This is a genomic window from Ruegeria sp. YTSC002, from assembly GCF_059609845.1.
In genome coordinates this window covers 41,298-66,684 of record NZ_JBXWML010000017.1, presented here as the reverse complement: position 1 = coordinate 66,684, position 25,387 = coordinate 41,298, and the positions used below count along the sequence as shown (strand labels likewise).

Below are 25,387 nucleotides of genomic sequence, written 5' to 3'. Positions count from 1 at the left end.
GATCCGTCCGGTGTTGTTCCGGCCGCCCGATTTGGTCAAACCCTCAGTGAGAGACTTGACCGGACGTCCTTTCCAAATCTCCGAACGGTCGATCAGCACCAGCCCGCGCTGGCCCGGCGTCGTCGGCTTGTACGACTTGAGCGCCATGCTTTCTGTCTTCCGTTTAGCAATTGCGAGGGGGTTCCCCGCTATGTGAGAGGCCCCCGTAGGTGCCAAGGGTATAGGGCCCCGAAGGTCCCCGGTACCGGTGTTTCCGCGAATGACAGGCATGACCCCGGACGAATCCGGGGCCACGCGGATGGGCTGAAGCATGGGAGTGTGCTCAGCCTGTCAAGCGCCCTGCCCTGCGAACTTGGCGCATACCTGTCACGTGAAGGCCGCAGAGCGATAGACGTCAGTAACTCCGCGTTAATCCGTCTCCGTTTAGATTCAGGATGGAGATGAAAGATGAGAGGACTTCGCGCTGCCTTTGGCACCAATCTGTTCAGCCTGCTGACTGCCGTTAGCTGCTTGGCTGAGCATGACCCGGCGGCCTTATGCACTCGCGTTGCTGAACTAGAAAGCTTGGCAAGACAGGCGGGCGCAACTGGGCGCAGCAACGACCCGGAAACCACCTTGGAGAAGCTTGTTCGCTTTCACGCCGAGATCGAAGCTTTCGAGGAACTCGCCACAATTCCGACCGTGCAGCGGGCCAAGGCCGACCTGGAAAACCTGATCCCGGATCTGGCCGGACTGTCCGGCGCGGCCATCGCCTTCAACACGGCAATGTCTCGACGGATTGATATCGTATTGCTTGCCCATGGCGAGTTAATAGGTTTCGTCAAGAAGGCTTTTGAATGCGACGCGGCAGCCATCCGGTTTCCGGCCCGTGGATCCGAGTTCTTGAGTACCGTCCGCTCTCAATCCCCGGATCCCCTTAAGCCAGCGGCTGCGCAGAGAGAGCACTGGCCGATCACCGAAAACCTCTTCTTGCTGGCCCTGTTGTTGCTGTCGCTGCTGATCGTGCTGCGGAACCCCGAGCAAAATCGCCGCAGTGTCCGGCACTTCTGTCACATACCTGCGGTGATGCGGAACAGCAGCCGGTGCACCAAGACCCATATCGTCGATATCAGCGAGGGCGGGATGCGGGTCGAGGCCCCGCAGGAAGGGGTCTTGAGAGAAGAAGTCAAACTATTCTTTTGCGGACACGTTTCGCGCGGCCGGATCGTTTGGCGGAACAAGTATTTTGCCGGCATTCAACTCGACAAGGCCATATCCGACAGGATGATCCATGAGGTTGTCGCCGACAAAGGTTCCGCGTCGCTCGGTGCCGCCGTGCAGCGGCGGGCCCTGCCCTGTCACTCGTCGGAGTGCCATCGCCGATGTCCGAAACACCGCCCCACAGCATTGTCGCAGAATCAGAATCAGCCACCCCCTCTTGACGCCCTCCGGGATTCGGCTTCATCCCGCGAACGAAGAGATCCTTCGGTTTGACAGGCTGTCAATCGACAGCGCCACGTGCCAACGGGCGCCGCTTCCGCCGGAGCGCATCAAAAAAACCCCCGCTTGCGCGGGGGTTCTGATTTTCCAAATGACGGATCCGATCAGAGACCGGTGGTCACGTCGATGGTGTTACCCTCTTCCAGGGTCACATAGGCCTTCTTGACGTCTTTCCGGCGGCCCAGCTGGCCACGGAACCGCTTGACCTTGCCCTTGGTCACGGTGGTGTTCACCGCCTTGACCTTAACACCAAACAGCGCCTCGACGGCCTCTTTGATCTGCGGCTTGTTGCTGTCGATCGCCACTTCAAAGACAACCGCGCCGTTTTCGGACGCCATGGTCGACTTTTCGGTGATGATCGGCTTGCGGATCACGTCGTAGTGTTCTGCCTTCGCGCTCATTTCAGTCGAGCCTCCAGTGCTTCGACAGCCGCTTTGGTGAGCACCAGGGTGTCACGCTTGAGGATGTCATAAACGTTTGCACCCATCGACGGCAGGATATCCAGACCTTCGATGTTGCGCGACGCCTTCAGGAAACCTTCGTTCACGGTCGCGCCGTCGATGACCAGAGCACGTTTCCAGCCCAGGTTTGCAACCTGTTTGGCCAGAGCGGCGGTCTTGCCTTCGGCTTCGGCGTTCTCGATCACGACCAGTTCACCTGCCTTGGCTTTGGCCGACAGAGCGTGGCGCAGGCCAAGCTTGCGGAACTTTTTCGGCAGGTCGTGGCCGTGCGAACGAGGGGTCGGGCCCTTGTAGATACCACCCTTGCGGAAGATCGGCGCGTTGCGGTCACCATGGCGTGCGCCACCGGTGCCCTTCTGGCGATAGATCTTCTTGGTCGAGTAGCTGGTTTCCGAGCGGGTCTTGACCTTGTGGGTGCCGGCCTGCGCGTTGTTGCGCTGCCAACGGACCACACGGTGCAGGATGTCCGCACGCGGCTCGAGACCGAACAGATCGGCGTTCAGCTCGATGTCGCCGGCTTTGCCGCCGTCCAGTTTGATTACATCAAGTTTCATGCTTCACCACCTTCCGCGGGAGCTTCTTCCGCAGGTGCATCAGATACAGCCGATTTCACAGCAGCCGGGAAAGGCAGGCCTTCCGGTGCTTTCTTCTTCACGGCGTCCTTGACGGTGACCCAGCCCGATTTCGGTCCGGGAACGGCGCCTTTGATGAAGACCAGACCACGCTCGGCGTCGGTTTTGACGACTTCCAGGTTCTGGGTAGTGACACGGGCAGCACCCATGTGACCGGCCATCTTCTTGCCTTTGAAAACCTTGCCCGGGTCCTGACACTGACCGGTCGAACCGTGCGAACGGTGCGAGATCGAGACACCGTGCGAGGCGCGCAGGCCACCGAAGTTGTGGCGCTTCATCGCACCGGCAAAGCCTTTACCGATCGATGTGCCCGATACGTCAACCTTCTGACCTTCCAGGAAGTGTTCTGCCGAAATCTCGGCACCCACTTCGATCAGGCCATCTTCGGAGACGCGGAACTCGGCCAGCTTGCGCTTGGGCTCGACCTTGGCAGCGGCATAGTGGCCGCGCATGGCCTTCGAGGTGCGTTTCGCCTTGGCGGCACCGGCGCCCAGCTGAACGGCGGTGTAGCCGTCTTTGTCAGCGGTGCGCTGTGCAACGACCTGCAGGTTGTCCAGGTGAAGAACGGTGACAGGGATCTGCTTGCCGTCTTCCATGAACAGTCGGGTCATGCCAACTTTTTTTGCGATAATACCAGAGCGCATAATCTATACCCTCCGATCTTACGACTGCAGCTTGATCTCGACGTCCACACCAGCAGCGAGGTCGAGCTTCATCAGCGCGTCAACGGTCTGGGGGGTCGGATCAACGATGTCGAGCAGACGCTTGTGCGTGCGGATCTCGAACTGGTCGCGGGATTTCTTGTCAACGTGAGGGCCACGGAGAACCGTGAACTTCTCAATCTTGTTCGGCAGCGGGATCGGGCCGCGCACGTTCGCGCCGGTCCGCTTGGCAGTGTTGACGATCTCTTGCGTGCTGGCATCCAGAACGCGATAGTCAAATGCCTTCAGCCGAATACGGATGTTTTGGCTTTGCATATTAACAGCCTTTTATCAGGCGTTGAGGTTGAGAGGAGGACAGACGCGCATCGCCAACCCTCTTCGAACCCAAAAGGCGGGAATCACCCCGCCTTGATGTTCTTATTGAGAACTCGCGCGTATTAGTGTGGTTAGTGAGGTTTGGCAAGGGGTTTGTTGACTTTGCTTTCTTTCAACATCTTTATGGTTCCTCCAAGGGCATTTGATACCGAAGTCACACATAGAGGCAATTTGTGAGCAACAAACGGGCAAAGAAGCATCACTTTCTACCGCAGGTCCTTCAACGTCAATTTCTTAACGAACATGGTCAGATTTGGTATGCGGAAAAGGACAAGGACGGGCACTTCTTACGGCCCGAGGCCCCCAGCACAAGTTCCACCTTTAAGATCAGAGACTACTATACGGTAGTAGACGATGGCGCACCGTCCGACATTGTAGAAAGAGAATTCTACGGTGTGATTGACAATTATCTAGGCCATCTACTCGAAGAGATTCTGGCGGCATTTGATGAAGGTGGCGTGCCGACTTTCTCAGGCGAAGTTTTGTACAGCCTACGCTTACTACTCTATGAAACGATCAAGAGAACACCAGAGTTTGTCAGAAATCATGACGACCTCGCGGCAGGGCGCGAATTCTTGGAAAAAATGCTCGAAAAGCCAAAAGGGCATTTGGATGAGGCGATCAGAACTGATCTAGAAAACCAGCTTTTTGACGATGTAGCACTCAAAAGTTACGGACGAGATATACGTGTACGCGCGACAGTGAGGCGCTCAGACAAGATCGAAAAAGCGCTTGAAGGATTTCAAGTACGGTGGGCAATCAGCAATACTCGCCATTCGTTTGTCTTGTCGAGTATGATTGCATATCGAATTGGCAATGGCGGGCCAAACGGGCTTGTCAATCCAAACATGGAAATTTGGATGCCCATTACCCCTAAGAAAGCGCTGGTCTTGTTAAAAGACCCCGAAAACAAAATTCCCTTAGTTTCGGTAGAAAGCTCTGAACATATCCGAGAGATCAATATTTACGCTGCTAGAAACAGCCAGAGTATCGCCTCTCATTCACAAAAGTTAATAGAGTCTCTCACGGGGCAACCTGCAAGGGCATAAAAAGGCCGCCCCTTTGTGGGACGGCCCTCTTTAGTCTCACCGGTGTGCCGGACTGAAGCCCGGCCTACCGTGATTACTCGATGATTTTCGACACAACGCCGGCGCCGACGGTGCGGCCGCCTTCGCGGATGGCGAAACGCAGGCCGTCTTCCATCGCGATCGGGGCGATCAGCTCGACGGTGAAGCCGACGTTGTCGCCGGGCATGACCATCTCGGTGCCTTCGGCCAGGGTCACGGTGCCGGTCACGTCAGTCGTACGGAAGTAGAACTGCGGACGGTAGTTCGCGAAGAACGGAGTGTGACGACCGCCTTCTTCCTTGGTCAGGATATAGGCTTCGGCTTCGAACTTGGTGTGCGGTGTAACCGAACCCGGCTTACACAGAACCTGGCCACGCTCAACGCCGTCACGGTCGATGCCGCGCAGCAGGGCGCCGATGTTGTCGCCCGCTTCACCGCGATCCAGCAGCTTGCGGAACATTTCAACACCGGTACAGGTGGTTTTCTGAGTGTCACGGATGCCGACGATTTCGATCTCGTCGCCAACGTTGATCACGCCACGCTCGACGCGACCGGTCACAACGGTACCACGACCCGAGATCGAGAACACGTCTTCGACCGGCATCAGGAACGGCTTGTCGACTTCACGCTCAGGGGTGTCGATGTAGTCATCAACAGCCGCCATCAGTTCCTTGATCTTCTCTTCGCCGATTTCCGGGTTGTTGCCTTCCATCGCGGCCAGAGCCGAACCAGCGATGATCGGAATATCGTCGCCGGGGTATTCGTAGCTGGACAGCAGTTCGCGAACTTCCATCTCAACCAGTTCCAGCAGCTCTTCGTCGTCAACCTGGTCAACTTTGTTCATGAACACGACCATCTTCGGGATGCCAACCTGGCGGCCCAGCAGGATGTGCTCGCGGGTCTGCGGCATCGGGCCGTCAGCTGCGTTCACAACCAGGATCGCGCCGTCCATCTGAGCGGCACCGGTGATCATGTTCTTGACGTAGTCGGCGTGGCCGGGGCAGTCGACATGTGCATAGTGGCGGTTGTCGGTCTCGTATTCCACGTGGGCGGTCGAGATGGTGATGCCGCGCGCTTTCTCTTCCGGCGCACCGTCAATCTGGTCATACGCTTTGAAGTCACCAAAATACTTGGTGATTGCTGCGGTCAGCGTGGTCTTGCCGTGGTCAACGTGGCCAATCGTGCCGATGTTGACGTGCGGTTTTGTACGCTCAAACTTTTCCTTTGCCATGATGGCCTCCTTTTTCGGTAATGAAGGGAGCGTGATACCCACGCTCCCCCAAATCTTCGCTTATGCGTATTTCGCCTGGATCTCGTCCGAGATGTTCTGCGGAACCGGATCGTAGTGGTCGAACTGCATGGTGAACTGGGCACGGCCCGACGACATCGAACGCAGGGTGTTGATGTAACCGAACATGTTCGCCAGCGGAACGAATGCGTCGATCGCGATTGCGTTGCCGCGCGGCTCCTGACCAGACACCTGGCCACGACGCGAGGTCAGGTCGCCGATGATACCGCCGGTGTATTCTTCCGGGGTGATCACTTCGACCTTCATGATCGGTTCCAGCAGTTTCGCGCCGGCTTTGCGCATGCCTTCACGCATGCACATACGGGCAGCGATTTCGAACGCCAGAACGCTCGAGTCGACGTCGTGGAACTTACCGTCCAGCAGGGCAACCTTGAAGTCGATCACGGGGAAGCCGGCCAGAGGGCCGCTGTCCATGACAGACTGGATGCCTTTTTCGACGCCCGGGATGTATTCCTTCGGAACAGCACCACCAACGATGCGGCTTTCGAACGAATAACCTTCGCCGGGCTCGGTCGGAGTGATCTCAAGCTTGACCTCGGCGAACTGACCCGAACCACCCGACTGTTTCTTGTGGGTGTAGGTATGTTCGACCGGCATCGAGATGGTTTCACGATAGGCCACCTGCGGCGCACCGATGTTGGCCTCGACCTTGAACTCGCGCTTCAGGCGGTCAACCAGGATGTCCAGGTGAAGTTCGCCCATGCCCTTCATGATGGTCTGACCCGATTCCAGATCGGTTTCCACGCGGAAGGACGGGTCTTCGGCGGCCAGACGGGCCAGACCCTGAGACATCTTTTCCTGGTCGCCCTTGGTTTTGGGCTCGACAGCGATCTCGATCACCGGATCGGGGAAGGTCATGGTTTCCAGAACCACCGGATCCTTGGCGTCACACAGGGTGTCACCCGTGGTGGTGTCTTTCAGACCCGCCAACGCGATGATGTCGCCTGCAAACGCTTCTTCGATCTCTTCCCGGTTGTTCGAGTGCATCATCATCATACGACCGATGCGCTCTTTCTTGCCTTTGGTCGAGTTCAGGATCGAGTCACCCTTGTTCAGCACACCCGAGTAAATCCGGGTGAAGGTCAGCGAGCCAACGAAGGGGTCGTTCATGATTTTGAACGCCAGGCCCGAGAAGGCCATGTCATCGTCAGCGCGACGCGCGATGTTACGGACTTCTTCTTCGTCACCGGGTTTGAAGCCCATGTAGTCGACAACGTCCAGCGGGCTGGGCAGGTAGTCGATCACAGCGTTGAGCAGCGGCTGAACGCCTTTGTTTTTGAACGCGGAACCACCCAGTACCGGAACGAACGCGATGTCCAGCGTACCCTTGCGCAGCAGTTTGCGCAGGGTCGGAACGTCGGGCTCATTGCCTTCCAGGTATTCCATCATCGCGTCGTCGTCCATTTCGACGGCCGCTTCGATCATCTTGCCGCGCCATTCTTCAGCCATGTCTTTCAGGCTGTCGCGGATCGGTGCTTTGATCCAGCTTGCGCCCAGATCTTCGCCCTGCCACAGCCATTCTTCCATGGTGACCAGGTCGATCAGACCTTCCAGTTCGGACTCGGCGCCGATCGGGATACCAACCGGAACAGCACGTGCGCCGGTGCGGTCTTCGATCATGCGAACGCAGTTGAAGAAGTCTGCGCCGATCTTGTCCATCTTGTTGACGAAAACCATGCGCGGAACCTTGTAGCGGTCAGCCTGACGCCACACGGTTTCGGTCTGGGGCTCAACACCGGCGTTTGCGTCCAGAACGCAGACGGCACCGTCGAGAACCGCCAGCGAGCGTTCAACTTCGATGGTGAAGTCAACGTGGCCGGGGGTGTCGATGATGTTCAGGCGGTGCTTGGGGGTATCGGCGGTTTTACCGTCTTCGGTGCGTTCCCAGAAAGTGGTGGTCGCAGCCGAGGTGATGGTGATGCCGCGTTCCTGCTCCTGCTCCATCCAGTCCATGGTGGCGGCACCATCGTGCACCTCACCGATGTTGTGGGATTTACCAGTATAATACAGGATGCGTTCCGAGCAGGTCGTCTTGCCTGCATCGATGTGCGCCATGATACCGAAGTTACGGTATAGTTCGAGCGGATATTCGCGTGCCATTTGGATAAGCCTCTAGAATTACCAGCGGTAATGGCTGAAGGCTTTGTTCGCCTCGGCCATCTTGTGGGTGTCTTCGCGCTTCTTAACGGCAGTACCGCGGGACTGTACGGCGTCCAGCAGCTCGCCGGCGAGGCGTTCTTCCATGGTGTTTTCGTTGCGGCCGCGCGCAGCGGTGATCAGCCAGCGGATGGCCAGTGCTTCGCGGCGCTCGGGGCGCACTTCGACCGGAACCTGGTAGGTTGCACCACCAACCCGGCGCGAGCGAACCTCGACCGACGGTTTGATGTTGTCGAGCGCTTCGTGGAACACTTCGACAGGAGCGCGCTTTACCTTGTTCTCAACGCGATCAAATGCGTTGTAGACGATGCGCTCTGCGACCGACTTCTTGCCGTCGATCATCAGGTTGTTCATGAATTTGGTCAGTACCTTGTCGCCAAATTTGGCGTCAGGCAGGACTTCGCGTTTTTCGGCGGCGTGACGACGTGACATATCAGCCTCTCCTTCTTACTTGGGACGCTTCGCGCCGTATTTCGAACGACGTTGCTTACGGTCTTTGACGCCCTGAGTATCCAGAACACCGCGCAGGATGTGGTAACGCACACCGGGAAGGTCTTTCACACGGCCGCCACGGATCAGAACAACCGAGTGTTCCTGCAAGTTGTGGCTTTCACCGGGGATGTACGAGATGACCTCGAATCCGTTGGTCAGGCGCACCTTGGCAACTTTACGCATCGCCGAGTTCGGCTTTTTAGGCGTAGTGGTATAGACACGTGTGCAGACACCGCGCTTTTGCGGGCACTGCTCCAGGTGCATGGACTTCGAGCGTTTGACTTTGGGCTGCCGCGGCTTGCGGATCAGCTGTTGAATAGTTGGCATTCCGGTTCTTTCCCCGTTTTGCAACACACATGACATGCACGCGCGTTGCGTGCGGCTAAATTCGCTGCGCTTATGCGTCCACAAGCGCAAAACCCACGAGCGTTCCCATTCCGAGGTGAACGTCGCGGTTGGTTCTCAGAGGGCGCGAACTGCAAAATTGTCCGGGCCTTGACCAGTTCATTACTGGAATCGGCTACGGGGCGGCCCCCGGTACCGAGATGACGCGCGTATAGGGGGAGTCGTCCCGAGTGTCAACAGCACGATACCGGCCCCCTGGCGCACGCGTTGGATGCGGCCTGTTGGATTGTCATTCCTGCGCGACGCCATCCCGGTTGCGGCCGAACCGCGGCAAGGGCATAGTCGGGTCGAATACCTGCTGATGGATTACAGATGCAAGTGATTGGCCTTTGCCGGTTTTCCTATCCCGCAACGGGCGGTTTTCGGCTGAATCGGGATACGATCGACGAGCAGCGGCAATTCCTGTATGCCACCGACCGGCTGGAAGAGCGCTTTCGCCTGTTTGAGACCGTCACCCTGCCCAGCTTTCGCACCCAGACAGATGAGGCTTTCGAGTTGTATGTTTTGACCGGGACGTGCCTGCCTCAGATCCATGCGGTCCGGCTGCGCGACCTGACCGCCGGGATCAAACAGATCCGTATCATTGCAAAAGAACCGGGGGATCATAAGCAGATCGTTCGAGAGGTGCTGAACACCGCCCGGGCGGATCCGCATCAGCCCTGCGTGCAGTTCCGGCATGATGACGATGACGCCGTTTCCGTTGAATTCATAGAACGCCTCCGCGCGGCTGTTGTCGAAAACACAGGGCTGATGCAGCAGAGCGAGTCCGTCGGAATAGATTTCAATCAAGGTTACATCGCCCGGCGCGAGGCCCGCGGAATTCGGGCCGCTCGGGTCTATCGATCGCTGCTGGGCGTTGGCCTGGGCATGTATGTTCAAGCCGGCAGCACGCGGACGATATTTGACCGGTTGCACAACAGGCTCGCCCGGTTCATGCCCGTGGTCAGCTATCCGGACACGCCCATGTGGGTTAGGATGCTTCACGCGTACAACGACTCGGACCACGCGCGCAAAGATACCAGCGAGCTATCGCCTTTCACGCCTGAACAGGCAGAAGACTTGCGGGTACGGTTCTCGATCGACCCTGACGCGTTCGAGGCCAGATATGCGGCGCGCTGAAAAAATGCAGGTCGTCGGTCTTTGCCGGTTTTCCTATCCCGCAATTGGCGGCTTTCAGACAACTCACGAGAGTGTCGAAGAAAGACGGCGGTTCCTGTACCAGTACGACAGGTTGGAAGAGCGGTTTCGCCTGTTCGAAACGGTCGCCCTACCCGGTTTCAAAAAACAGTCCGACGAAGATTTCCAGTTGGTGATCGTGGTCGGCGATTGCCTGCCCAAACCGGCATTCGACCGCCTCAACGATCTGACCGGTGGGCTGAAACAGGTGCGCATAGTCGCGAAACCTCCGGGGCGGCACAGAAAAGTCATGCAGGAAATCCTGAATTCGGCGCGGAACAATCCCGACCAACCCTGCCTTCAGTTTCGTCACGACGACGATGATGCAGTGGCCGTGGATTTTGTCGAGCGGTTCCGGGGGTGTGTCAGGGACTGCATCGGCTTGTTCGAAAGGCACGCGATGGTTGCCGTTGACTTCAACTGCGGTTATCTGGCTCGCGCCAATGCTGATGGGATTCAAGCCGTTCGCGTACACCGCCCGTTGATAACAGCCGGTCTGGGAATGTACGTGCGGGGCGGGCAACAGAAATCGATCATGAATTTTGCCCATAACAGGATCAACCGCGCGATGCCCGTTGTGACCCGACCCGATAGTCCGATGTGGGTACGGGGATTGAACCGGTTCAATGACTCACCACGAACCAGAAACATGGATGTCGCGCTCAACCCTCTTACCCGGCAGCAAGAGCTCGAGTTTCAAACCCGTTTCGCCATTGATCCGGACATGGTCAGACGGAGTCACGCCAAGCCCTGACGCGCACGTGCCCGGAACAAGGTGAACAGGCCAGCACCCACGATCAGTGCAGCACCCAGCATCGTCAGGCTGTCGGGCCATTCGTCAAACACGACCCAACCCAACCCGAGCGCCCAGATCAGGCTGGAATACCTGAACGGTGCAACGAATCCGACATCTCCCTGACGCATGACCATGACGCTGAACAAATAGCCAAGTAGCACAAACACGGCCGCCGCCGCGACCAGGGAACCCGCTGTTGCCGAAACCGGAACCCATCCTTCGAAAACCGAGGCCATTGCCGCGGCCCCTGCAATGGAAACCGAAGTGGCCAGCGTAACCAGCATTGACGGCACGTCGGCTGACATGCGTCGCGTGATGAGGTCCCGAACTGTAATCGAGGCCACTGCAACCAGCGCATAGATGGAATACACGCTGAACCCCTCTGGCCCGGGTCTTACGATCAGCAGCATTCCGGCGAAACCCACGGCGATTGCCAATGCACGTCGCCAACCAACCTGTTCGGAAAAAACCAACGCAGCACCCAGGGTTACCGTAAGAGGCAATGCCTGAAGAATGGCCGTAACATTGGCAAGCGGCATGTTCTTCAGCGCCGTCAGGAAAAAGAATGTCGCCGCCAGCTCTGCAAGGCAGCGCAGTGCAACCAGCCACTTGTCATGGCGCGAAAAATTCAGATGCAACGCGCCTAGTGACCGGGCAAGTACATAGATCAGAAATACCGCCAGAAACCCGCGCATGGCCACCAACTGAAACAATGGCAGGTCCTGCAAGGCAACCTTCACCAGCGTGTCGTTCAGCGTAAAGGCAGCCATGCTGCCCATCATCAGCAAAGCGCCTTTTGTGTTTGGAGTCATGCTGCTTCGGGCTCCGAGGCTATAGATCGCCCCGCATTGGCCGCCGAGTCGGGCTGGATGTCAACAACGCACAAGGGGTGCAGAGATCATCAACCGAACGGGAGGATGGTCCCGAACAGATTCAGGCTTGAAGGCTCTGTCGTGTCTTTTACAAACTCCACCCAGTCTTCTCCGTATACAAGTTCGAAAAACACTGGATATTTCCACACGAAATTATGAAAGGAAAAGGTCGTCACCAACGCGCCAACAGTGAGCGCCCCGGCGAACTCTCGCAGTTTTCCTTTCAGAAACAGCATGACCATGATGCAGGCCCCGCCTGCAAGGCCGAGGCTGACGAAATCCTGCGTTCCTACCTTGCCGGGCACCGGAATGCCAACCGATTGATATTGAATCAGGCGGGACAGGAAGACCGCAAAAACACCCAGAAAAAAGGCCCCCAGAAACGCAGCGGGATAACCCAGGCGTTGCCAGATACTCTCGGTTCGAGGCAGAGGCGACTTGCGCGTGTTTTCTTCCGAACGCTGTTTGATCCGCGCCACACGGTCCTCGAAAGAGTTGCTTTTGATGTCCATGGGTCAGCTCGAAATAATCCGAAAACACAGTACAGCGCTAAACTACCGATTGCAGAACCACAAGCCAGATGCAATAGGGTCAAAGGCTGCGCTCTGTCACGAAGGTTCACAATTGCGTACCTGAAGCGGCAACAAAAAAGGCCCCACGAAATCGCAGGGCCTTTTTTTGGTTTTGAATGACGCGGTTTATTCGCGGCTTTCCGGTGTTTCGACCAGAACGTCCAGCTCATCCCCGACCATATCATCATCCATGATCGGTGCGGCCAGGGCGGCGGCGGCCTCGGCCTCTTCCCGGCGTGCTTCGATCACCACGTTGTCACGCGACTGCGCGATGTGGCGGACGGCCTGGGTTGCCCCACCGGTACCGGCGGGGATCAGGCGACCGACGATGACGTTCTCTTTCAGGCCGACCAGCTTGTCCTTCTTGCCCTGAACCGAAGCTTCGGTCAGCACGCGGGTGGTCTCCTGGAACGACGCCGCCGAGATGAACGAGCGCGTCTGCAACGAAGCTTTGGTGATCCCCAGCAGGATCGGCTCACCCTGAGCAGGGCGACCACCGCGGGCGATGGTCTTCTCGTTGGCCGCGTCGAACTCCTGCTTGTCGACATGTTCGCCTTTCAGCAGGGTGGTGTCGCCCGAATCCAGGATCTCCCACTTCTGCAACATCTGGCGCACGATGACCTCGATGTGCTTGTCGTTGATCTTCACGCCTTGCAGGCGATACACGTCCTGCACTTCGTCGATCATGTAATCCGCCAGCGCTTCGACACCCATGATGGACAGGATGTCATGCGGCGCAGGGTTACCGTCCATCAGGTATTCACCCTTCTGGATGAAATCCCCTTCGGCGACCGGGATGTGCTTGCCCTTGGGCACCATGTATTCGATGGTCTCCATGGACTCGTCCGCCGGCTCGATGCTGATGCGGCGCTTGTTCTTGTAGTCGCGGCCAAAGCGCACGTAACCATCTGCCTCGGCGATGATCGCGTGATCCTTGGGACGGCGCGCTTCGAACAGTTCGGCCACACGCGGCAGACCACCGGTGATGTCTTTGGTCTTGGCACCTTCGCGCGGAATACGCGCGACGACGTCGCCGGCCTCGATCTTCTGGCCATCTTCGACCGACAGGATCGCATCCACCGACATCGGATAGTGAACCGGGTTGCCCGCGTCGTTGCGGACCGGCTCGCCGTTGTCGTCCACCAGAATGATCTCGGGCTTGAGGTCGCTGCCCTTGGGGGCGGCGCGCCAGTCGATCACGATCTTCTGGGTCATGCCGGTTGCTTCGTCGGTCTCGTCGCGGACAGCGAGGCCCGAAACCAGATCGACATATTTTGCAGTACCGGCTTTCTCGGCGATGATCGGCAGGGTGTAGGGATCCCACTCGAACAGCTTGTCGCCACGGGCCACCTTGGTGCCGTCCTTGACGAACAGCTTGGAGCCGTAGCCCAGCTTGTGGCTGGCACGCTCTTCGCCGTGTTCGTCCTTGATCACCAACTTCATGTTCCGGCCCATGACCAGGCTTTCGCCTGCTGCGTTGACCAGAATCTGCGGGTTCTCGAAGGAAACGACACCTTCCTGGCTGGCTTCCTGGAACGACTGCTGACCACCTTGCGCAACACCACCGATGTGGAAGGTCCGCATGGTCAGCTGTGTACCGGGTTCACCGATGGACTGCGCCGCGATGATACCGACAGCTTCACCCGTGTTCACCATGGTACCGCGTGCAAGGTCACGACCATAGCAGGTCGCACAGACGCCTTCCTCGGATTCGCAGGTCAGAGGCGAGCGGATGCGCATCGACTGAACACCGGCTTCGTCGATCATGTCGGCCATACGTTCGTCGATGAGCTGACCGGCTGCGACGATCACCTCATCGGTGCCCGGACGCAGAACATCGTCAGCGGCTACACGGCCCAGCACACGTTCGGCCAGCGAGGCGACAACCTCACCGTCATTCACGGCTGCTTCGGCGGTGATCGCACGCTCGGTGCCGCAGTCGATCTCACGAACGATGCAGTCCTGCGCCACGTCCACCAGACGACGGGTCAGGTAACCCGAGTTTGCCGTCTTCAGAGCGGTATCCGACAGACCCTTACGGGCACCGTGGGTCGAGTTGAAGTACTCGAGAACGGTCAGACCTTCCTTGAAGTTCGAGATGATCGGCGTCTCGATGATGTCACCGTTCGGCTTGGCCATCAGGCCGCGCATACCGCCCAGCTGTTTCATCTGAGTGACCGAGCCACGCGCACCCGAGTGGGCCATCATGTAGACCGAGTTCGGCTCCATGTCCGACCCGTCTTCGGCCTTGGCAACGTCCGAGATCGTGCTCATCATCGCCTCGGTCACGCGGTCGTTACACTTCGACCAGGCATCGACAACCTTGTTGTACTTTTCGCCCTGAGTGATCAGGCCGTCCATGTACTGCTGTTCAAAGTCTTTCACCTGACTGCGCGTTTCGTCGACGATGCTCCACTTGTCGTCCGGGATGACCATGTCATCCTTGCCGAACGAGATGCCCGCCTTGAACGCTTCCTTGAAGCCCATCGACATGATCTGGTCACAGAAGATCACCGACTCTTTCTGACCGCAGTAACGGTAGACGGTGTCGATCACCTGCTGCACTTCTTTTTTCCGCAGCAGACGGTTGACCAGATCGAACGGTGCCTTGTTGTTCATCGGCAGCAACGCACCCAGACGCAGACGGCCCGGAGTGGTTTCATAACGCTTCTGAACTTCGTTGCCTTCTTCGTCGATCTGCGCGATCCGGGCAGTGATTTTCGAGTGCAGATGCACCTCGCCCGCGTCCAGCGCATGCTGAACTTCGTCGATCGACCCAAAGACCTTGCCTTCGCCCGGCATGCCTTCGCGTTCCAGGGTCACATAGTACAGACCCAGGATCATATCCTGCGACGGAACGATGATCGGCGCGCCGTTTGCAGGCGACAGAACGTTGTTCGTCGACATCATCAGAACACGCGCTTCCAGCTGTGCCTCAAGACTCAGCGGGACGTGAACGGCCATCTGGTCGCCGTCGAAGTCGGCGTTGAAGGCCGAACAGACCAGCGGGTGCAGCTGGATGGCTTTACCTTCGATCAGAACCGGCTCGAACGCCTGAATGCCAAGACGGTGCAGCGTCGGCGCACGGTTCAGCATGACAGGGTGTTCGCGGATCACCTCATCGAGGATATCCCACACTTCGGGACGTTCTTTCTCGACCAGTTTCTTCGCCTGTTTCACGGTCGAAGACAGACCCTTGGCTTCAAGGCGCGAATAGATGAACGGCTTGAACAGCTCCAGCGCCATCTTCTTGGGCAGACCACACTGGTGCAGCTTGAGTTCCGGACCGGTCACAATGACCGAACGGCCCGAGAAGTCGACGCGCTTACCCAGAAGGTTCTGACGGAAGCGGCCCTGCTTACCTTTCAGCATGTCCGACAGCGATTTCAGCGGACGCTTGTTGGCGCCGGTGATCACGCGGCCACGACGGCCGTTGTCGAACAGAGCATCCACGGATTCCTGCAGCATCCGCTTTTCGTTGCGGACGATGATGTCAGGCGCGCGCAGCTCGATCAGACGCTTCAGGCGGTTGTTCCGGTTGATGACGCGGCGATACAGATCGTTCAGATCCGAGGTCGCAAAACGGCCACCATCCAGCGGAACCAGCGGACGCAGTTCCGGCGGAATGACCGGGATCACGGTCATCACCATCCATTCGGGCCGGTTGCCCGACTCGAGGAAGGATTCAACGACCTTCAGACGCTTGATGATCTTCTTGGGCTTCAGCTCGCCGGTTGCTTCGGCCAGATCAGCGCGCAGCTGCTCGGCTTCGGCTTCCAGATCGATCTGGGCCAGCATCTCACGGATGGCTTCGGCACCGATATTGGCGGTGAACGCGTCCATGCCATAGGCATCCTGCGCATCCATGTACTCTTCTTCGGTCAGCATCTGGCCGTAGGTCAGGTCAGTCAGACCGGGCTCGATGACGACATAGTTTTCAAAGTACAGAACACGTTCCAGATCGCGCAGCGTCATGTCCAGCATCAGACCGATGCGGGACGGCAACGATTTCAGGAACCAGATATGTGCAACGGGCGCGGCCAGTTCGATATGGCCCATACGCTCGCGGCGGACTTTTTGCAGGGTGACTTCCACGCCACACTTTTCGCAGACAACGCCGCGATACTTCATCCGCTTATATTTGCCGCACAGGCATTCGTAATCTTTGATCGGGCCAAAGATACGCGCGCAGAACAGACCGTCACGTTCAGGCTTGAACGTCCGGTAGTTGATGGTTTCGGGTTTCTTGATCTCACCATAGGACCAAGACAGAATCCGTTCAGGGCTGGCCAATGAGACTTTGATTTCGTCAAAGACTTTCGGCGGCGTCAGCGGGTTGAACGGGTTGTTGGTGATTTCCTGGTTCATTTGTTACCTCAAATCTTGCGGAAGGGGGGACGGGAGAAAGGGCAGCGCCCTCACTCCTCAACCTCCGCATCCAGGAGTTCCATATTCAGGCCGAGGCCACGGACTTCTTTCACCAGAACGTTGAACGATTCCGGTACGCCCGCTTCAAAGTTATCCTCGCCCTTGACGATCGACTCATAGACCTTGGTCCGGCCGGCGACGTCATCCGATTTCACCGTCAGCATCTCCTGCAGGGTGTAGGCGGCGCCGTAAGCTTCCAGAGCCCAGACCTCCATCTCACCAAAGCGCTGACCACCGAACTGCGCCTTACCACCCAGCGGCTGCTGGGTGACCAGGCTGTACGGCCCGGTCGAACGCGCGTGGATTTTGTCGTCCACAAGGTGGTGCAGTTTCAGCAGGTACTTGATGCCCACGGTCACCGGACGTGCGAATTGCTCACCCGTACGACCGTCGAACAGGATCGACTGACCGCTTTGCGAGAAGCCCGCACGCACCAGCGCATCGTTGACGTCCGCCTCTTTGGCGCCGTCAAAGACCGGGGTAGCGATCGGAACACCGCGGGTGACGTTGCTGGCCGCTTCGATCAGCTGATCCTCGTCCATGCCGCTGATGCCCTCTTCATAGACATCCTCGCCATAGGCGTGTTTCATCGCGTCACGGACCGGCGTTAAGTCGCCTGAACGGCGGTATTCCTGCAGCGCCTCATCGATGTTCAGACCCAGACCGCGTGCGGCCCAACCCATGTGGGTTTCAAGGATCTGACCAACGTTCATACGCGAAGGCACACCCAGCGGGTTCAGACAGAAGTCAACCGGCGTACCATCGGCCAGGAACGGCATGTCTTCCATCGGAACAACCTTGGAAATCACACCCTTGTTCCCGTGACGACCGGCCATCTTGTCGCCCGGCTGCAACTTGCGTTTCACGGCGATGAAGACTTTGACCATCTTCATCACACCCGGCGGCAGATCGTCGCCACGACGGACTTTCTCGACCTTGTCCTCGAAACGGGCGTCCAGAGCACGCTTTTGCACTTCGTACTGCTCGTTCAGAGCTTCGACGATCTGCGCGTCCTTCTCGTCTTCCAGCGCCAGCTGCCACCACTGACCACGGGTCAGGGTTTCCAGCAGCTCCTCGGTGATCACCGACCCTGCCTTGACGCCTTTCGGGCCTTTGACAGCGGTTTTACCCAGGATCAGACCTTGCAGACGCGCATAGATGTTGCGGTCAAGGATCGCCAGCTCGTCGTCCCGGTCACGGGCCAGACGTTCGACTTCCTCACGCTCGATCTGCAACGCACGCTCGTCTTTTTCGACGCCGTGGCGGTTGAAGACGCGAACCTCGACGACCGTACCGTAATCGCCCGGCTTCACGCGCAGCGAGGTGTCGCGCACGTCAGATGCTTTTTCACCGAAAATGGCGCGCAGCAGCTTTTCTTCCGGGGTCATCGGGCTTTCGCCCTTCGGAGTGATCTTGCCGACCAGAATATCGCCCGGCTCCACATCCGCGCCGATGTAAACGATGCCCGCCTCGTCGAGGTTGCGCAGCGCTTCTTCACCAACGTTCGGGATGTCGCGGGTGATCTCTTCCGGGCCCAGCTTGGTGTCACGGGCGGCGACTTCGAATTCCTCGATATGGACCGAGGTAAAGACGTCATCACGCGCGATACGTTCCGAGATCAGGATCGAGTCTTCGTAGTTGTAACCGTTCCACGGCATGAACGCGACGACCACGTTCTTACCCAAAGCCAGTTCACCCATATCGGTCGACGGACCATCGGCAATGACCTCGCCCTTCTGGACGGTGTCACCCACCTTGATCAGCGGACGCTGGTTGATGCAGGTGTTCTGGTTCGACCGCTGGAACTTGCGCAGACGATAGATGTCCACGCCAGCGTCGCCCAGTTCCAGATCTTCGGTGGCGCGGATCACGATACGCTGGGCATCGACCTGGTCGATGATACCGGCGCGTTTCGCCTGAATTGCAGCGCCCGAGTCGATGGCAACCTTTTCTTCGATGCCGGTGCCGACCAGCGGTGCCTCGGCCCGCAGCAGCGGAACCGCCTGACGTTGCATGTTCGAGCCCATCAGAGCGCGGTTCGCGTCGTCGTTTTCCAGGAACGGAATCAGCGAGGCCGCAACCGACACCAGCTGTTTCGGCGACACGTCGATCAGGTCGACATTCTCGCGCGGGGCCAGGGTGTAGTCACCCGCCTGACGGGTCGAGACCAGATCGTTGATGAACTTGCCGCTTTCATCCAGCGTCGCGTTGGCCTGCGCCACGGTGTGACGCATTTCCTCGGTCGCGGACATGTAGTGGACCTCGTCGGTCACCTGCCCGTCTTTCACGACGCGATAAGGCGTTTCGATGAAGCCGTACTTGTTCACGCGGGCAAAGGTGGCCAGCGAGTTGATCAGACCGATGTTCGGGCCTTCCGGCGTTTCGATCGGGCACATCCGGCCATAGTGGGTCGGGTGAACGTCGCGCACCTCGAAGCCCGCACGCTCACGGGTCAGACCACCGGGGCCAAGCGCCGAAAGACGGCGTTTGTGGGTGACTTCCGACAGCGGGTTGGTCTGGTCCATGAACTGCGACAGCTGCGAGCTGCCGAAGAATTCACGCACCGCGGCCGCGGCCGGTTTCGCGTTGATCAGATCCTGCGGCATGACGGTGTCGATCTCGACCGACGACATGCGCTCCTTGATGGCGCGTTCCATGCGCAGCAGGCCGACGCGGTACTGGTTTTCCATCAGTTCGCCGACCGAACGCACACGACGGTTGCCGAGGTGGTCGATATCGTCCACATCGCCTTTGCCGTCACGCAGTTCCACCAGCGCCTTGATGCAGGCCACGATGTCTTCGCGGCGCAGAGTACGCAGGGTGTCGGGCGCGTCCAGTGCCAGACGCATATTCATCTTCACGCGGCCGACGGCGGACAGGTCATAACGCTCGCTGTCGAAAAACAGCGTGTCGAACAGGGCCGACGCAGCCTCGACGGTGGGCGGCTCACCCGGACGCATGACGCGGTAGATATCCATCAGCGCGCTTTCACGGTTCACGTTCTTGTCCTGAGCCATGGTGTTGCGCATGTACGGGCCGACATTGACGTTGTCGATGTCCAGAACCGGGATGTCGGTGATGCCCGCGTCGATCAGTTCCTTGACGGTACCGCCGATCAGGTCGCCATCTTTGTCATATTCCAGCGTCAGTTCATCACCGGCTTCGACATAGATCGCGCCGGTTTCTTCGTTGATGATGTCCTTGGCGACATACTTGCCAACGATGTGATCAAACGGAACCAGCAGATCGGTAACGGTGCCTTCGTCGATCAGCTTCTTGACCGCGCGAGGCGTTACTTTCTTGCCCGCTTCAGCAATCACTTCACCTGATTTGGCGTCGATCAGATCATAGGTCGGGCGGGTGCCGCGCACGCGCTCGGGGAAGAACGGAGTGACCCAACCCTTATTCTTGTCCAGCTTGTAGGACACGGTGTTGTAATACGCGTCCATGATCGCTTCCTGATCCAGACCCAGCGCATAAAGCAGGGTTGTCACAGGCAGTTTGCGGCGACGGTCGATCCGGGCGAACACGATGTCCTTGGCGTCGAACTCAAAGTCCAGCCAGCTGCCGCGATACGGGATGATACGGCAGGCAAACAGCAGCTTGCCCGAGGAATGGGTCTTGCCTTTGTCATGGTCAAAGAACACGCCGGGCGAACGGTGCATCTGCGATACGATCACACGCTCGGTCCCGTTCACGACAAAGGTGCCGTTCGGCGTCATCAAAGGCATATCGCCCATGAAGACATCCTGTTCCTTGATGTCTTTTACCGATTTAGCACCGGTATCCTCATCGACATCGAACACGATCAGACGCAGTGTAACCTTCAGCGGCGCGCTGTAGGTCATGTCGCGTTGCATACATTCTTCGACGTCGTATTTGGGTTTTTCCAGATCGTATTTCACGAATTCCAGAACGGAGGTTTCGTTGAAATCCTTGATCGGGAAAACCGACTGGAACACACCTTTGATGCCTTCGCCGTCCGTCGGCTGCTCTGCATCGCCGGAGCGCAGGAAAAGATCATAAGAAGATTTCTGGACCTCAATGAGGTTCGGCATTTCCAGCACTTCGCGGATTTTGCCGTAATATTTACGAAGACGTTTCTGGCCAAGGAACGTTTGAGCCATGTCAGATGTCACCTTTCGATGTTCTCAGCGGGCAAAGACACCGTCGGGCCCCGGCATCTTGCACAATCGAGACAACACGCCCGGATCAATTCATGGCCACCGTCCCGAAGGCGGCCTCCCGATCCGAAAACCGTGTCTTAGAAAACGCCTCAGGTCTTGAGGCCCTTTCTAAGACAGGTTCGGCTGGACCCGGATTTCTCCGGACCCAGCCAAATTTTTCGGCACATCAGCGATGCACCTGAGACCAAGCTTAGGCCAGCTCGACTTCGGCGCCAGCTGCTTCCAGCTTGGCTTTGACGTCTTCTGCTTCTGCTTTGTCCACGCCTTCTTTGATCTTGCCGCCGGCTTCGACCAGTTCCTTGGCTTCTTTCAGGCCCAGGCCGGTGATGCCGCGAACTTCTTTGATGACGTTGATTTTCGATGCGCCGGCGTTCTTCAGAACGACGTCGAATTCGGTTTTTTCTTCCTCAGCTGCACCGCCGGCGTCGCCAGCTGCACCTGCGACCATTACGGCGCCGCCAGCTGCGGGCTCGATGCCGTATTCGTCTTTGAGGATGGTTTTCAGTTCTTGTGCTTCCAGCAGGGTCAGACCCACGATGCTTTCTGCGAGTGCTTTCAGATCAGCCATTTTATCAGCTCTTTCCGTTTACAGTGTGTGTTCCAACGTCAGGGCATGCGCCCCACGCAGATCATTCAGTGCCAACCGCTTACGCAGCTTCCGCCTTCTCTTCGATGGTGGAAAGGATGCTTGCGATATTGCTTGCAGGTGCGCCAATCGCGCCGGCGATGTTCGAAGCAGGTGCGCCAATGCAGCCCACGATCGAAGCAATAAGCTCCTCGCGAGACGGCATTTTCGAAACAGCTTCGACGCCTTTGCGGTCCAGAGCGTTCTCGCCCATTGCACCGCCAAGGATTTCGAACTTCTTGTTCTCCTTGGCGAAGTCCTCGGCCACTTTGGCTGCTGCCACAGGGTCCTCGGAATAGGTCAGAACGGTCATCCCTGTCAGCAGGTCGGCCATGTTTTCACACGGCTTACCCTCGAGGGCGATTTTGGCGAGCCTGTTCTTGGCAACACGCACGGAACCGCCCGCTTCGCGTGCACGCGCGCGCAGGTCCTGCATCTCGGCAACTGTCAGACCGGCGTAGTGGGCAACCACTACGACGCCAGAGCTTTCGAAGATTTGGCCGAGTTCCTCGACCACTTTCTCTTTCTGGGCTCTATCCACAGTTCTCTCCAAGTTAGGGGCGAAATCTCACCCCGGCTCATATTTGCCGCAGCTTTCGCTTCGGCGTTCAGGTCCTTGTTACGGGATTGGCCAAAATGCGCCCGAGGGTGGGACCCCCAGAATTCTTTGGTCTTACCCGTCTCAGGCAGGGAATTAAGGGGCCGAATGGACCCACCCACCGTCTTGGACGAAACAAAACAAAGCGCACGACGAATCGCACGCTTTGTTCCGCAGGTCTTATTAGGGCAGATGGCCGGGGTTTCCAAGGGGTAAATTGGCCCGAACCCCAAGCCGGTAGACAATGACCGCAAACCCGAACAGGATCAACGGATGATCAAGTTGAAATCCATTTCCAAGCCGCAATTCCTGTTTCGTCAGATTTCTCGCCAATTGTGGGTTCGCACCAGCCTGATCGCCGCTCTCGCCGTGGTCAGCGCAGGGATTGGCACCTACCTCGGCGGCTTCGTCCCCGACTTTCTCACACAACGGCTGAGCACCGAGGCCGTGGCAAAGATCCTCGGCATTCTGGCGTCGTCCATGCTGGCGGTCACGACCTTTTCGCTGTCGATCATGGTCGCGGCACAGCGATGGGCCTCGAACCAGTCCTCCCCGCGCGCCCAGCAGGTGATCGAAGAAGACAGTGTCTCGCAAAACGTGCTGGCCACGTTTCTCGGCGCATTCATCTTCGCGCTCGTATCGCTGATCCTTGTCGAAACCGGGGTCTACACCCAGCAGTCCATCGCCGTTGCGCTTGCGTTCACCTTGGTGGTGATCTTTTTGGTGACACTGGCGCTCTTGCTCTGGATCGACCAATTGCCCAGCTATGGCAGCATCTCCGAAACGGCGCGCAAGATAGAAAACAACGCCAGGGGCACCATGGCCCGAGCCATAGAACTGCCGTGCCTCGGAGCCATTCCGTATCAAGCCGCCGCGGATGTTCCGCAAACAGGTCACGACGTGCGGGCCAGTTCGACAGGGAATGTGCGCCACGTGGATGTCGGTATGCTGAACTCCTGCGCCGAAGAGAATGACTGCGAGATCTGGATCATGGCGCTGCCGGGGCAATTCGTGACGGAAGGCCAGCCCCTGGCCAGAACGACCCGGAAAATGGATGGTGAAACCATCGGGGAAGCCTTCGTGATCGGGACCGAGCGCAGCTTCAATCAAGACCCCCGCTTTGGCATTCAAACCCTGTCCGAAATCGCGCAGCGCGCGCTCTCGCCGGGTATCAACGACCCAATGACGGCAATTCAGATGGTCGAGAGGTTGCTGCGGGTTCTCCTGCCACTTGGCTCGCGGCCCACCCAACCCGCCGACCCGCAATTCCCGAGAATCCATGCCCCCGAGATCGCGATCGACACGTTCCTGCGTGACGCTTATGCGGCCATTTCCCGGGATGCCGGTGACAAAGTCGAAGTCCACGAGGCCATTCTCAGCGCGCTGACCCGACTGACGCAGACTCAAGACGGAGCAATGACAACCGCGGCCCGGGCGGCTGCGAACCAGGCATTGACCGTTGCCGAGCGCGACCTCAGGCTGGAGGCCGACAAGGCACGCGTGCGCGAAATACCCAATCAGGTCACAGTCGAACCTGCTATCTGAGAGCAAAAGAAAACCCCGGGCAGGATGACCGCCCGGGGCTCGACTTTCCGAAAGAACGTGTCGGCTTATTCGCCCGAAGCTTGCGCCACATCCACGGTCACGCCTGGGCCCATGGTCGAGCTCAGCGCGATTTTCTTCATATAGGTGCCCTTGGCGCCCGACGGTTTCGCCTTGGCAACGGCCGAGATGAAGGCACGAACGTTTTCCGCCAGCTTGGCTTCGTCGAACGACGCCTTGCCAACGCCTGCGTGCACGACACCACCTTTTTCCGCCTTGAACTGAACTTCACCACCCTTGGCTGCTTCCACGGCCGCTTTCACGTCCATGGTCACGGTGCCGACCTTGGGGTTCGGCATCAGGTTGCGGGGGCCCAGAACCTTACCCAGACGACCGACGATCGGCATCATGTCCGGGGTTGCGATGCAACGGTCAAAGTCGATGTTGCCGGCCTGGATGCTTTCCATCAGGTCTTCTGCACCAACGATATCCGCGCCTGCTTCTTTCGCTTCGTCCGCCTTGGGGCCACGTGCGAACACGGCAACGCGCATCGCTTTACCTGTGCCGTTCGGCAGGCCGACAACACCGCGAACCATCTGGTCTGCGTGACGGGTGTCAACGCCCAGGTTCATCGCGATTTCGATGGTCTCGTCGAATTTCGAGGTTGCGTTGGCTTTGACCAGGGCAACTGCTTCTTCAACCGACAGGTTTTCCTTGCCGGCGACAGCTTCGCGCGCAGCGCGGGTACGTTTACCGAGTTTTGCCATCTTATTTCACCTCGATGCCCATGGAACGGGCCGAGCCCAGGATGATCTTCATTGCGCCTTCAACGTCGGTCGCGTTCAGATCCTTCATTTTGGCTTCGGCGATCTCGCGCACCTGCTTGGTGGTCACGGTTGCCACGGTCTCACGGCCGGGGTTCTCCGCGCCACGGGGGCGGTTACGCTTGCCGACCGGCTTCAGACCAGCCGCTTTTTTCAGGTAATAAGACGCGGGCGGCGTCTTGATGTCCATGGTGAAGGACTTGTCCTGATAATAGGTGATCACGGTCGGGCACGGAGCGCCGGGCTCCATGTCTGCGGTCTTGGCGTTGAACGCCTTGCAGAATTCCATGATGTTGATGCCGCGCTGACCCAGCGCCGGACCAACTGGCGGCGACGGGTTCGCCTGACCTGCAGGAACCTGCAGTTTCATTGTACCAGCAAGCTTCTTGGCCATTTGGTTTTCCTTTCAACTTGGGTGAAACGCGTCCCACCCAGATTATGTTGCGTGGTCCGGTCCGGGATCGCGACCCCGGCAACCTCCCACGAGAGAATCTCGCCCGAAGACGATAGAGGCGGCGTTTACATGGGATCAGGAGAGATGACAAGTGGTTGGCGCGCCAATCGGACAACACCGAATCAAACCCCGAGAGGATTCTTGCCGCCTGCGAGGCTGCACGCGTGTCTCCGTACAGTTTCGAATTCCTCTAACAATTTGCAAAGACGTGAAAAACCACCAGTTCGCCGCCGATCAATCGCAACATTGGCGCTTGCTTCCCCACAACATGGAT

General features: G+C 58.2%; 21 protein-coding genes and 1 pseudogene. 5 read left to right on the top strand and 17 right to left on the bottom strand.

What is annotated here, in order from left to right; genetic code table 11:
• A pseudogene (gene rplB, locus AC2FFD_RS21060) lies at positions 1-147 on the bottom strand (50S ribosomal protein L2); the annotation flags it as partial.
• A gap of 468 nt (positions 148-615) precedes the next feature.
• On the opposite strand from rplB, the gene AC2FFD_RS21055 reads away from it, so the two are divergent.
• Positions 616-1,473 carry a PilZ domain-containing protein gene (locus AC2FFD_RS21055; RefSeq protein WP_496874041.1) on the top strand — a complete coding sequence of 286 codons (858 nt, stop codon included), beginning with the start codon at positions 616-618 and terminating at the stop codon, positions 1,471-1,473.
• A gap of 110 nt (positions 1,474-1,583) precedes the next feature.
• On the opposite strand, the gene AC2FFD_RS21050 is transcribed toward AC2FFD_RS21055, so the two are convergent.
• Genes AC2FFD_RS21050 through rpsJ form a run of 4 tightly spaced genes read right to left on the bottom strand, consistent with a single transcriptional unit; the run spans position 1,584 to position 3,549 of the window.
• Entirely contained in the window at positions 1,584-1,880 is a 297-nt protein-coding gene (locus AC2FFD_RS21050; protein ID WP_170347256.1) for a 50S ribosomal protein L23, read from the bottom strand.
• Positions 1,877-2,494: a 50S ribosomal protein L4 gene (gene rplD, locus AC2FFD_RS21045; RefSeq protein ID WP_155148664.1), complete on the bottom strand. Its 618-nt coding sequence runs from the start codon at positions 2,492-2,494 to the stop codon at positions 1,877-1,879. Before rplD ends, AC2FFD_RS21050 begins: the two co-directional genes overlap by 4 nt.
• On the bottom strand, positions 2,491-3,216 hold the full coding sequence (gene rplC, locus AC2FFD_RS21040) for a 50S ribosomal protein L3 (RefSeq protein ID WP_480686092.1): 726 nt from the start codon (positions 3,214-3,216) through the stop codon (positions 2,491-2,493). The genes rplD and rplC overlap by 4 nt, the downstream gene beginning before the upstream one ends.
• 18 nt (positions 3,217-3,234) lie before the next feature.
• Positions 3,235-3,549, bottom strand: a complete 315-nt coding sequence (rpsJ, locus tag AC2FFD_RS21035; RefSeq protein ID WP_008756422.1) for a 30S ribosomal protein S10 — start codon at positions 3,547-3,549, stop codon at positions 3,235-3,237.
• Between the two features lie 233 nt (positions 3,550-3,782).
• On the opposite strand from rpsJ, the gene AC2FFD_RS21030 reads away from it, so the two are divergent.
• Complete coding sequence (locus AC2FFD_RS21030; RefSeq protein ID WP_496874040.1) at positions 3,783-4,658, top strand: DUF4238 domain-containing protein; 876 nt, start codon at positions 3,783-3,785, stop codon at positions 4,656-4,658.
• 73 nt (positions 4,659-4,731) lie between these two features.
• On the opposite strand, the gene tuf is transcribed toward AC2FFD_RS21030, so the two are convergent.
• The 4 genes from tuf to rpsL are packed head-to-tail and all read right to left on the bottom strand — an operon-like array spanning position 4,732 to position 8,961.
• Positions 4,732-5,907 (bottom strand): elongation factor Tu, encoded by a 1,176-nt coding sequence (tuf, locus tag AC2FFD_RS21025; protein WP_170415189.1) that lies wholly within the window; start codon positions 5,905-5,907, stop codon positions 4,732-4,734.
• A gap of 60 nt (positions 5,908-5,967) precedes the next feature.
• The gene (gene fusA, locus AC2FFD_RS21020) at positions 5,968-8,085 is read right to left on the bottom strand and encodes an elongation factor G (RefSeq protein ID WP_171172533.1); all 2,118 of its coding nucleotides are present in this window, start codon (positions 8,083-8,085) and stop codon (positions 5,968-5,970) included.
• Between the two features lie 18 nt (positions 8,086-8,103).
• Positions 8,104-8,574: a 30S ribosomal protein S7 gene (gene rpsG, locus AC2FFD_RS21015; RefSeq protein WP_010441203.1), complete on the bottom strand. Its 471-nt coding sequence runs from the start codon at positions 8,572-8,574 to the stop codon at positions 8,104-8,106.
• A 15-nt stretch (positions 8,575-8,589) separates the two neighbouring features.
• Positions 8,590-8,961: a 30S ribosomal protein S12 gene (rpsL, locus tag AC2FFD_RS21010; protein ID WP_005621086.1), complete on the bottom strand. Its 372-nt coding sequence runs from the start codon at positions 8,959-8,961 to the stop codon at positions 8,590-8,592.
• A 390-nt stretch (positions 8,962-9,351) separates the two neighbouring features.
• Here rpsL and AC2FFD_RS21005 point away from each other — a divergent pair, with 390 nt between their 5' ends.
• Both AC2FFD_RS21005 and AC2FFD_RS21000 read left to right on the top strand, forming a co-directional pair.
• The gene (locus tag AC2FFD_RS21005; RefSeq protein WP_496874039.1) at positions 9,352-10,158 is read left to right on the top strand and encodes a putative rhamnosyl transferase; all 807 of its coding nucleotides are present in this window, start codon (positions 9,352-9,354) and stop codon (positions 10,156-10,158) included.
• 4 nt (positions 10,159-10,162) lie between these two features.
• The gene (locus AC2FFD_RS21000) at positions 10,163-10,969 is read left to right on the top strand and encodes a putative rhamnosyl transferase (RefSeq protein ID WP_496874042.1); all 807 of its coding nucleotides are present in this window, start codon (positions 10,163-10,165) and stop codon (positions 10,967-10,969) included.
• Here the strand turns inward: AC2FFD_RS21000 and AC2FFD_RS20995 are convergent.
• The 6 genes from AC2FFD_RS20995 to rplJ all read right to left on the bottom strand — a co-directional run bounded on the left by AC2FFD_RS20995 (position 10,954) and on the right by rplJ (position 22,236).
• Positions 10,954-11,823, bottom strand: a complete 870-nt coding sequence (locus AC2FFD_RS20995; protein WP_170347261.1) for a DMT family transporter — start codon at positions 11,821-11,823, stop codon at positions 10,954-10,956. The genes AC2FFD_RS21000 and AC2FFD_RS20995 overlap by 16 nt on opposite strands.
• 89 nt (positions 11,824-11,912) lie before the next feature.
• Positions 11,913-12,395, bottom strand: coding sequence for a hypothetical protein (locus AC2FFD_RS20990; protein ID WP_425080252.1), 483 nt, complete (start codon positions 12,393-12,395; stop codon positions 11,913-11,915).
• A gap of 186 nt (positions 12,396-12,581) precedes the next feature.
• Positions 12,582-16,823 carry a DNA-directed RNA polymerase subunit beta' gene (gene rpoC / locus AC2FFD_RS20985; protein ID WP_480686088.1) on the bottom strand — a complete coding sequence of 1,414 codons (4,242 nt, stop codon included), beginning with the start codon at positions 16,821-16,823 and terminating at the stop codon, positions 12,582-12,584.
• A 50-nt stretch (positions 16,824-16,873) separates the two neighbouring features.
• Entirely contained in the window at positions 16,874-21,010 is a 4,137-nt protein-coding gene (gene rpoB, locus AC2FFD_RS20980) for a DNA-directed RNA polymerase subunit beta (protein WP_170347264.1), read from the bottom strand.
• A 250-nt stretch (positions 21,011-21,260) separates the two neighbouring features.
• Positions 21,261-21,638, bottom strand: a complete 378-nt coding sequence (rplL, locus tag AC2FFD_RS20975) for a 50S ribosomal protein L7/L12 (protein ID WP_152459178.1) — start codon at positions 21,636-21,638, stop codon at positions 21,261-21,263.
• Between the two features lie 79 nt (positions 21,639-21,717).
• Positions 21,718-22,236 carry a 50S ribosomal protein L10 gene (gene rplJ / locus AC2FFD_RS20970; protein ID WP_170347265.1) on the bottom strand — a complete coding sequence of 173 codons (519 nt, stop codon included), beginning with the start codon at positions 22,234-22,236 and terminating at the stop codon, positions 21,718-21,720.
• A 330-nt stretch (positions 22,237-22,566) separates the two neighbouring features.
• Between rplJ and AC2FFD_RS20965 the strand changes: the two genes are divergently transcribed.
• Entirely contained in the window at positions 22,567-23,838 is a 1,272-nt protein-coding gene (locus tag AC2FFD_RS20965; RefSeq protein ID WP_496874038.1) for a DUF2254 domain-containing protein, read from the top strand.
• Positions 23,839-23,903: 65 nt separating this feature from the next.
• Here the strand turns inward: AC2FFD_RS20965 and rplA are convergent, their stop codons facing one another.
• Positions 23,904-24,602, bottom strand: a complete 699-nt coding sequence (gene rplA, locus AC2FFD_RS20960) for a 50S ribosomal protein L1 (protein ID WP_257599368.1) — start codon at positions 24,600-24,602, stop codon at positions 23,904-23,906.
• Position 24,603: 1 nt separating this feature from the next.
• On the bottom strand, positions 24,604-25,053 hold the full coding sequence (gene rplK / locus AC2FFD_RS20955; protein WP_170347267.1) for a 50S ribosomal protein L11: 450 nt from the start codon (positions 25,051-25,053) through the stop codon (positions 24,604-24,606).
• Positions 25,054-25,387: the final 334 nt, after the last annotated feature.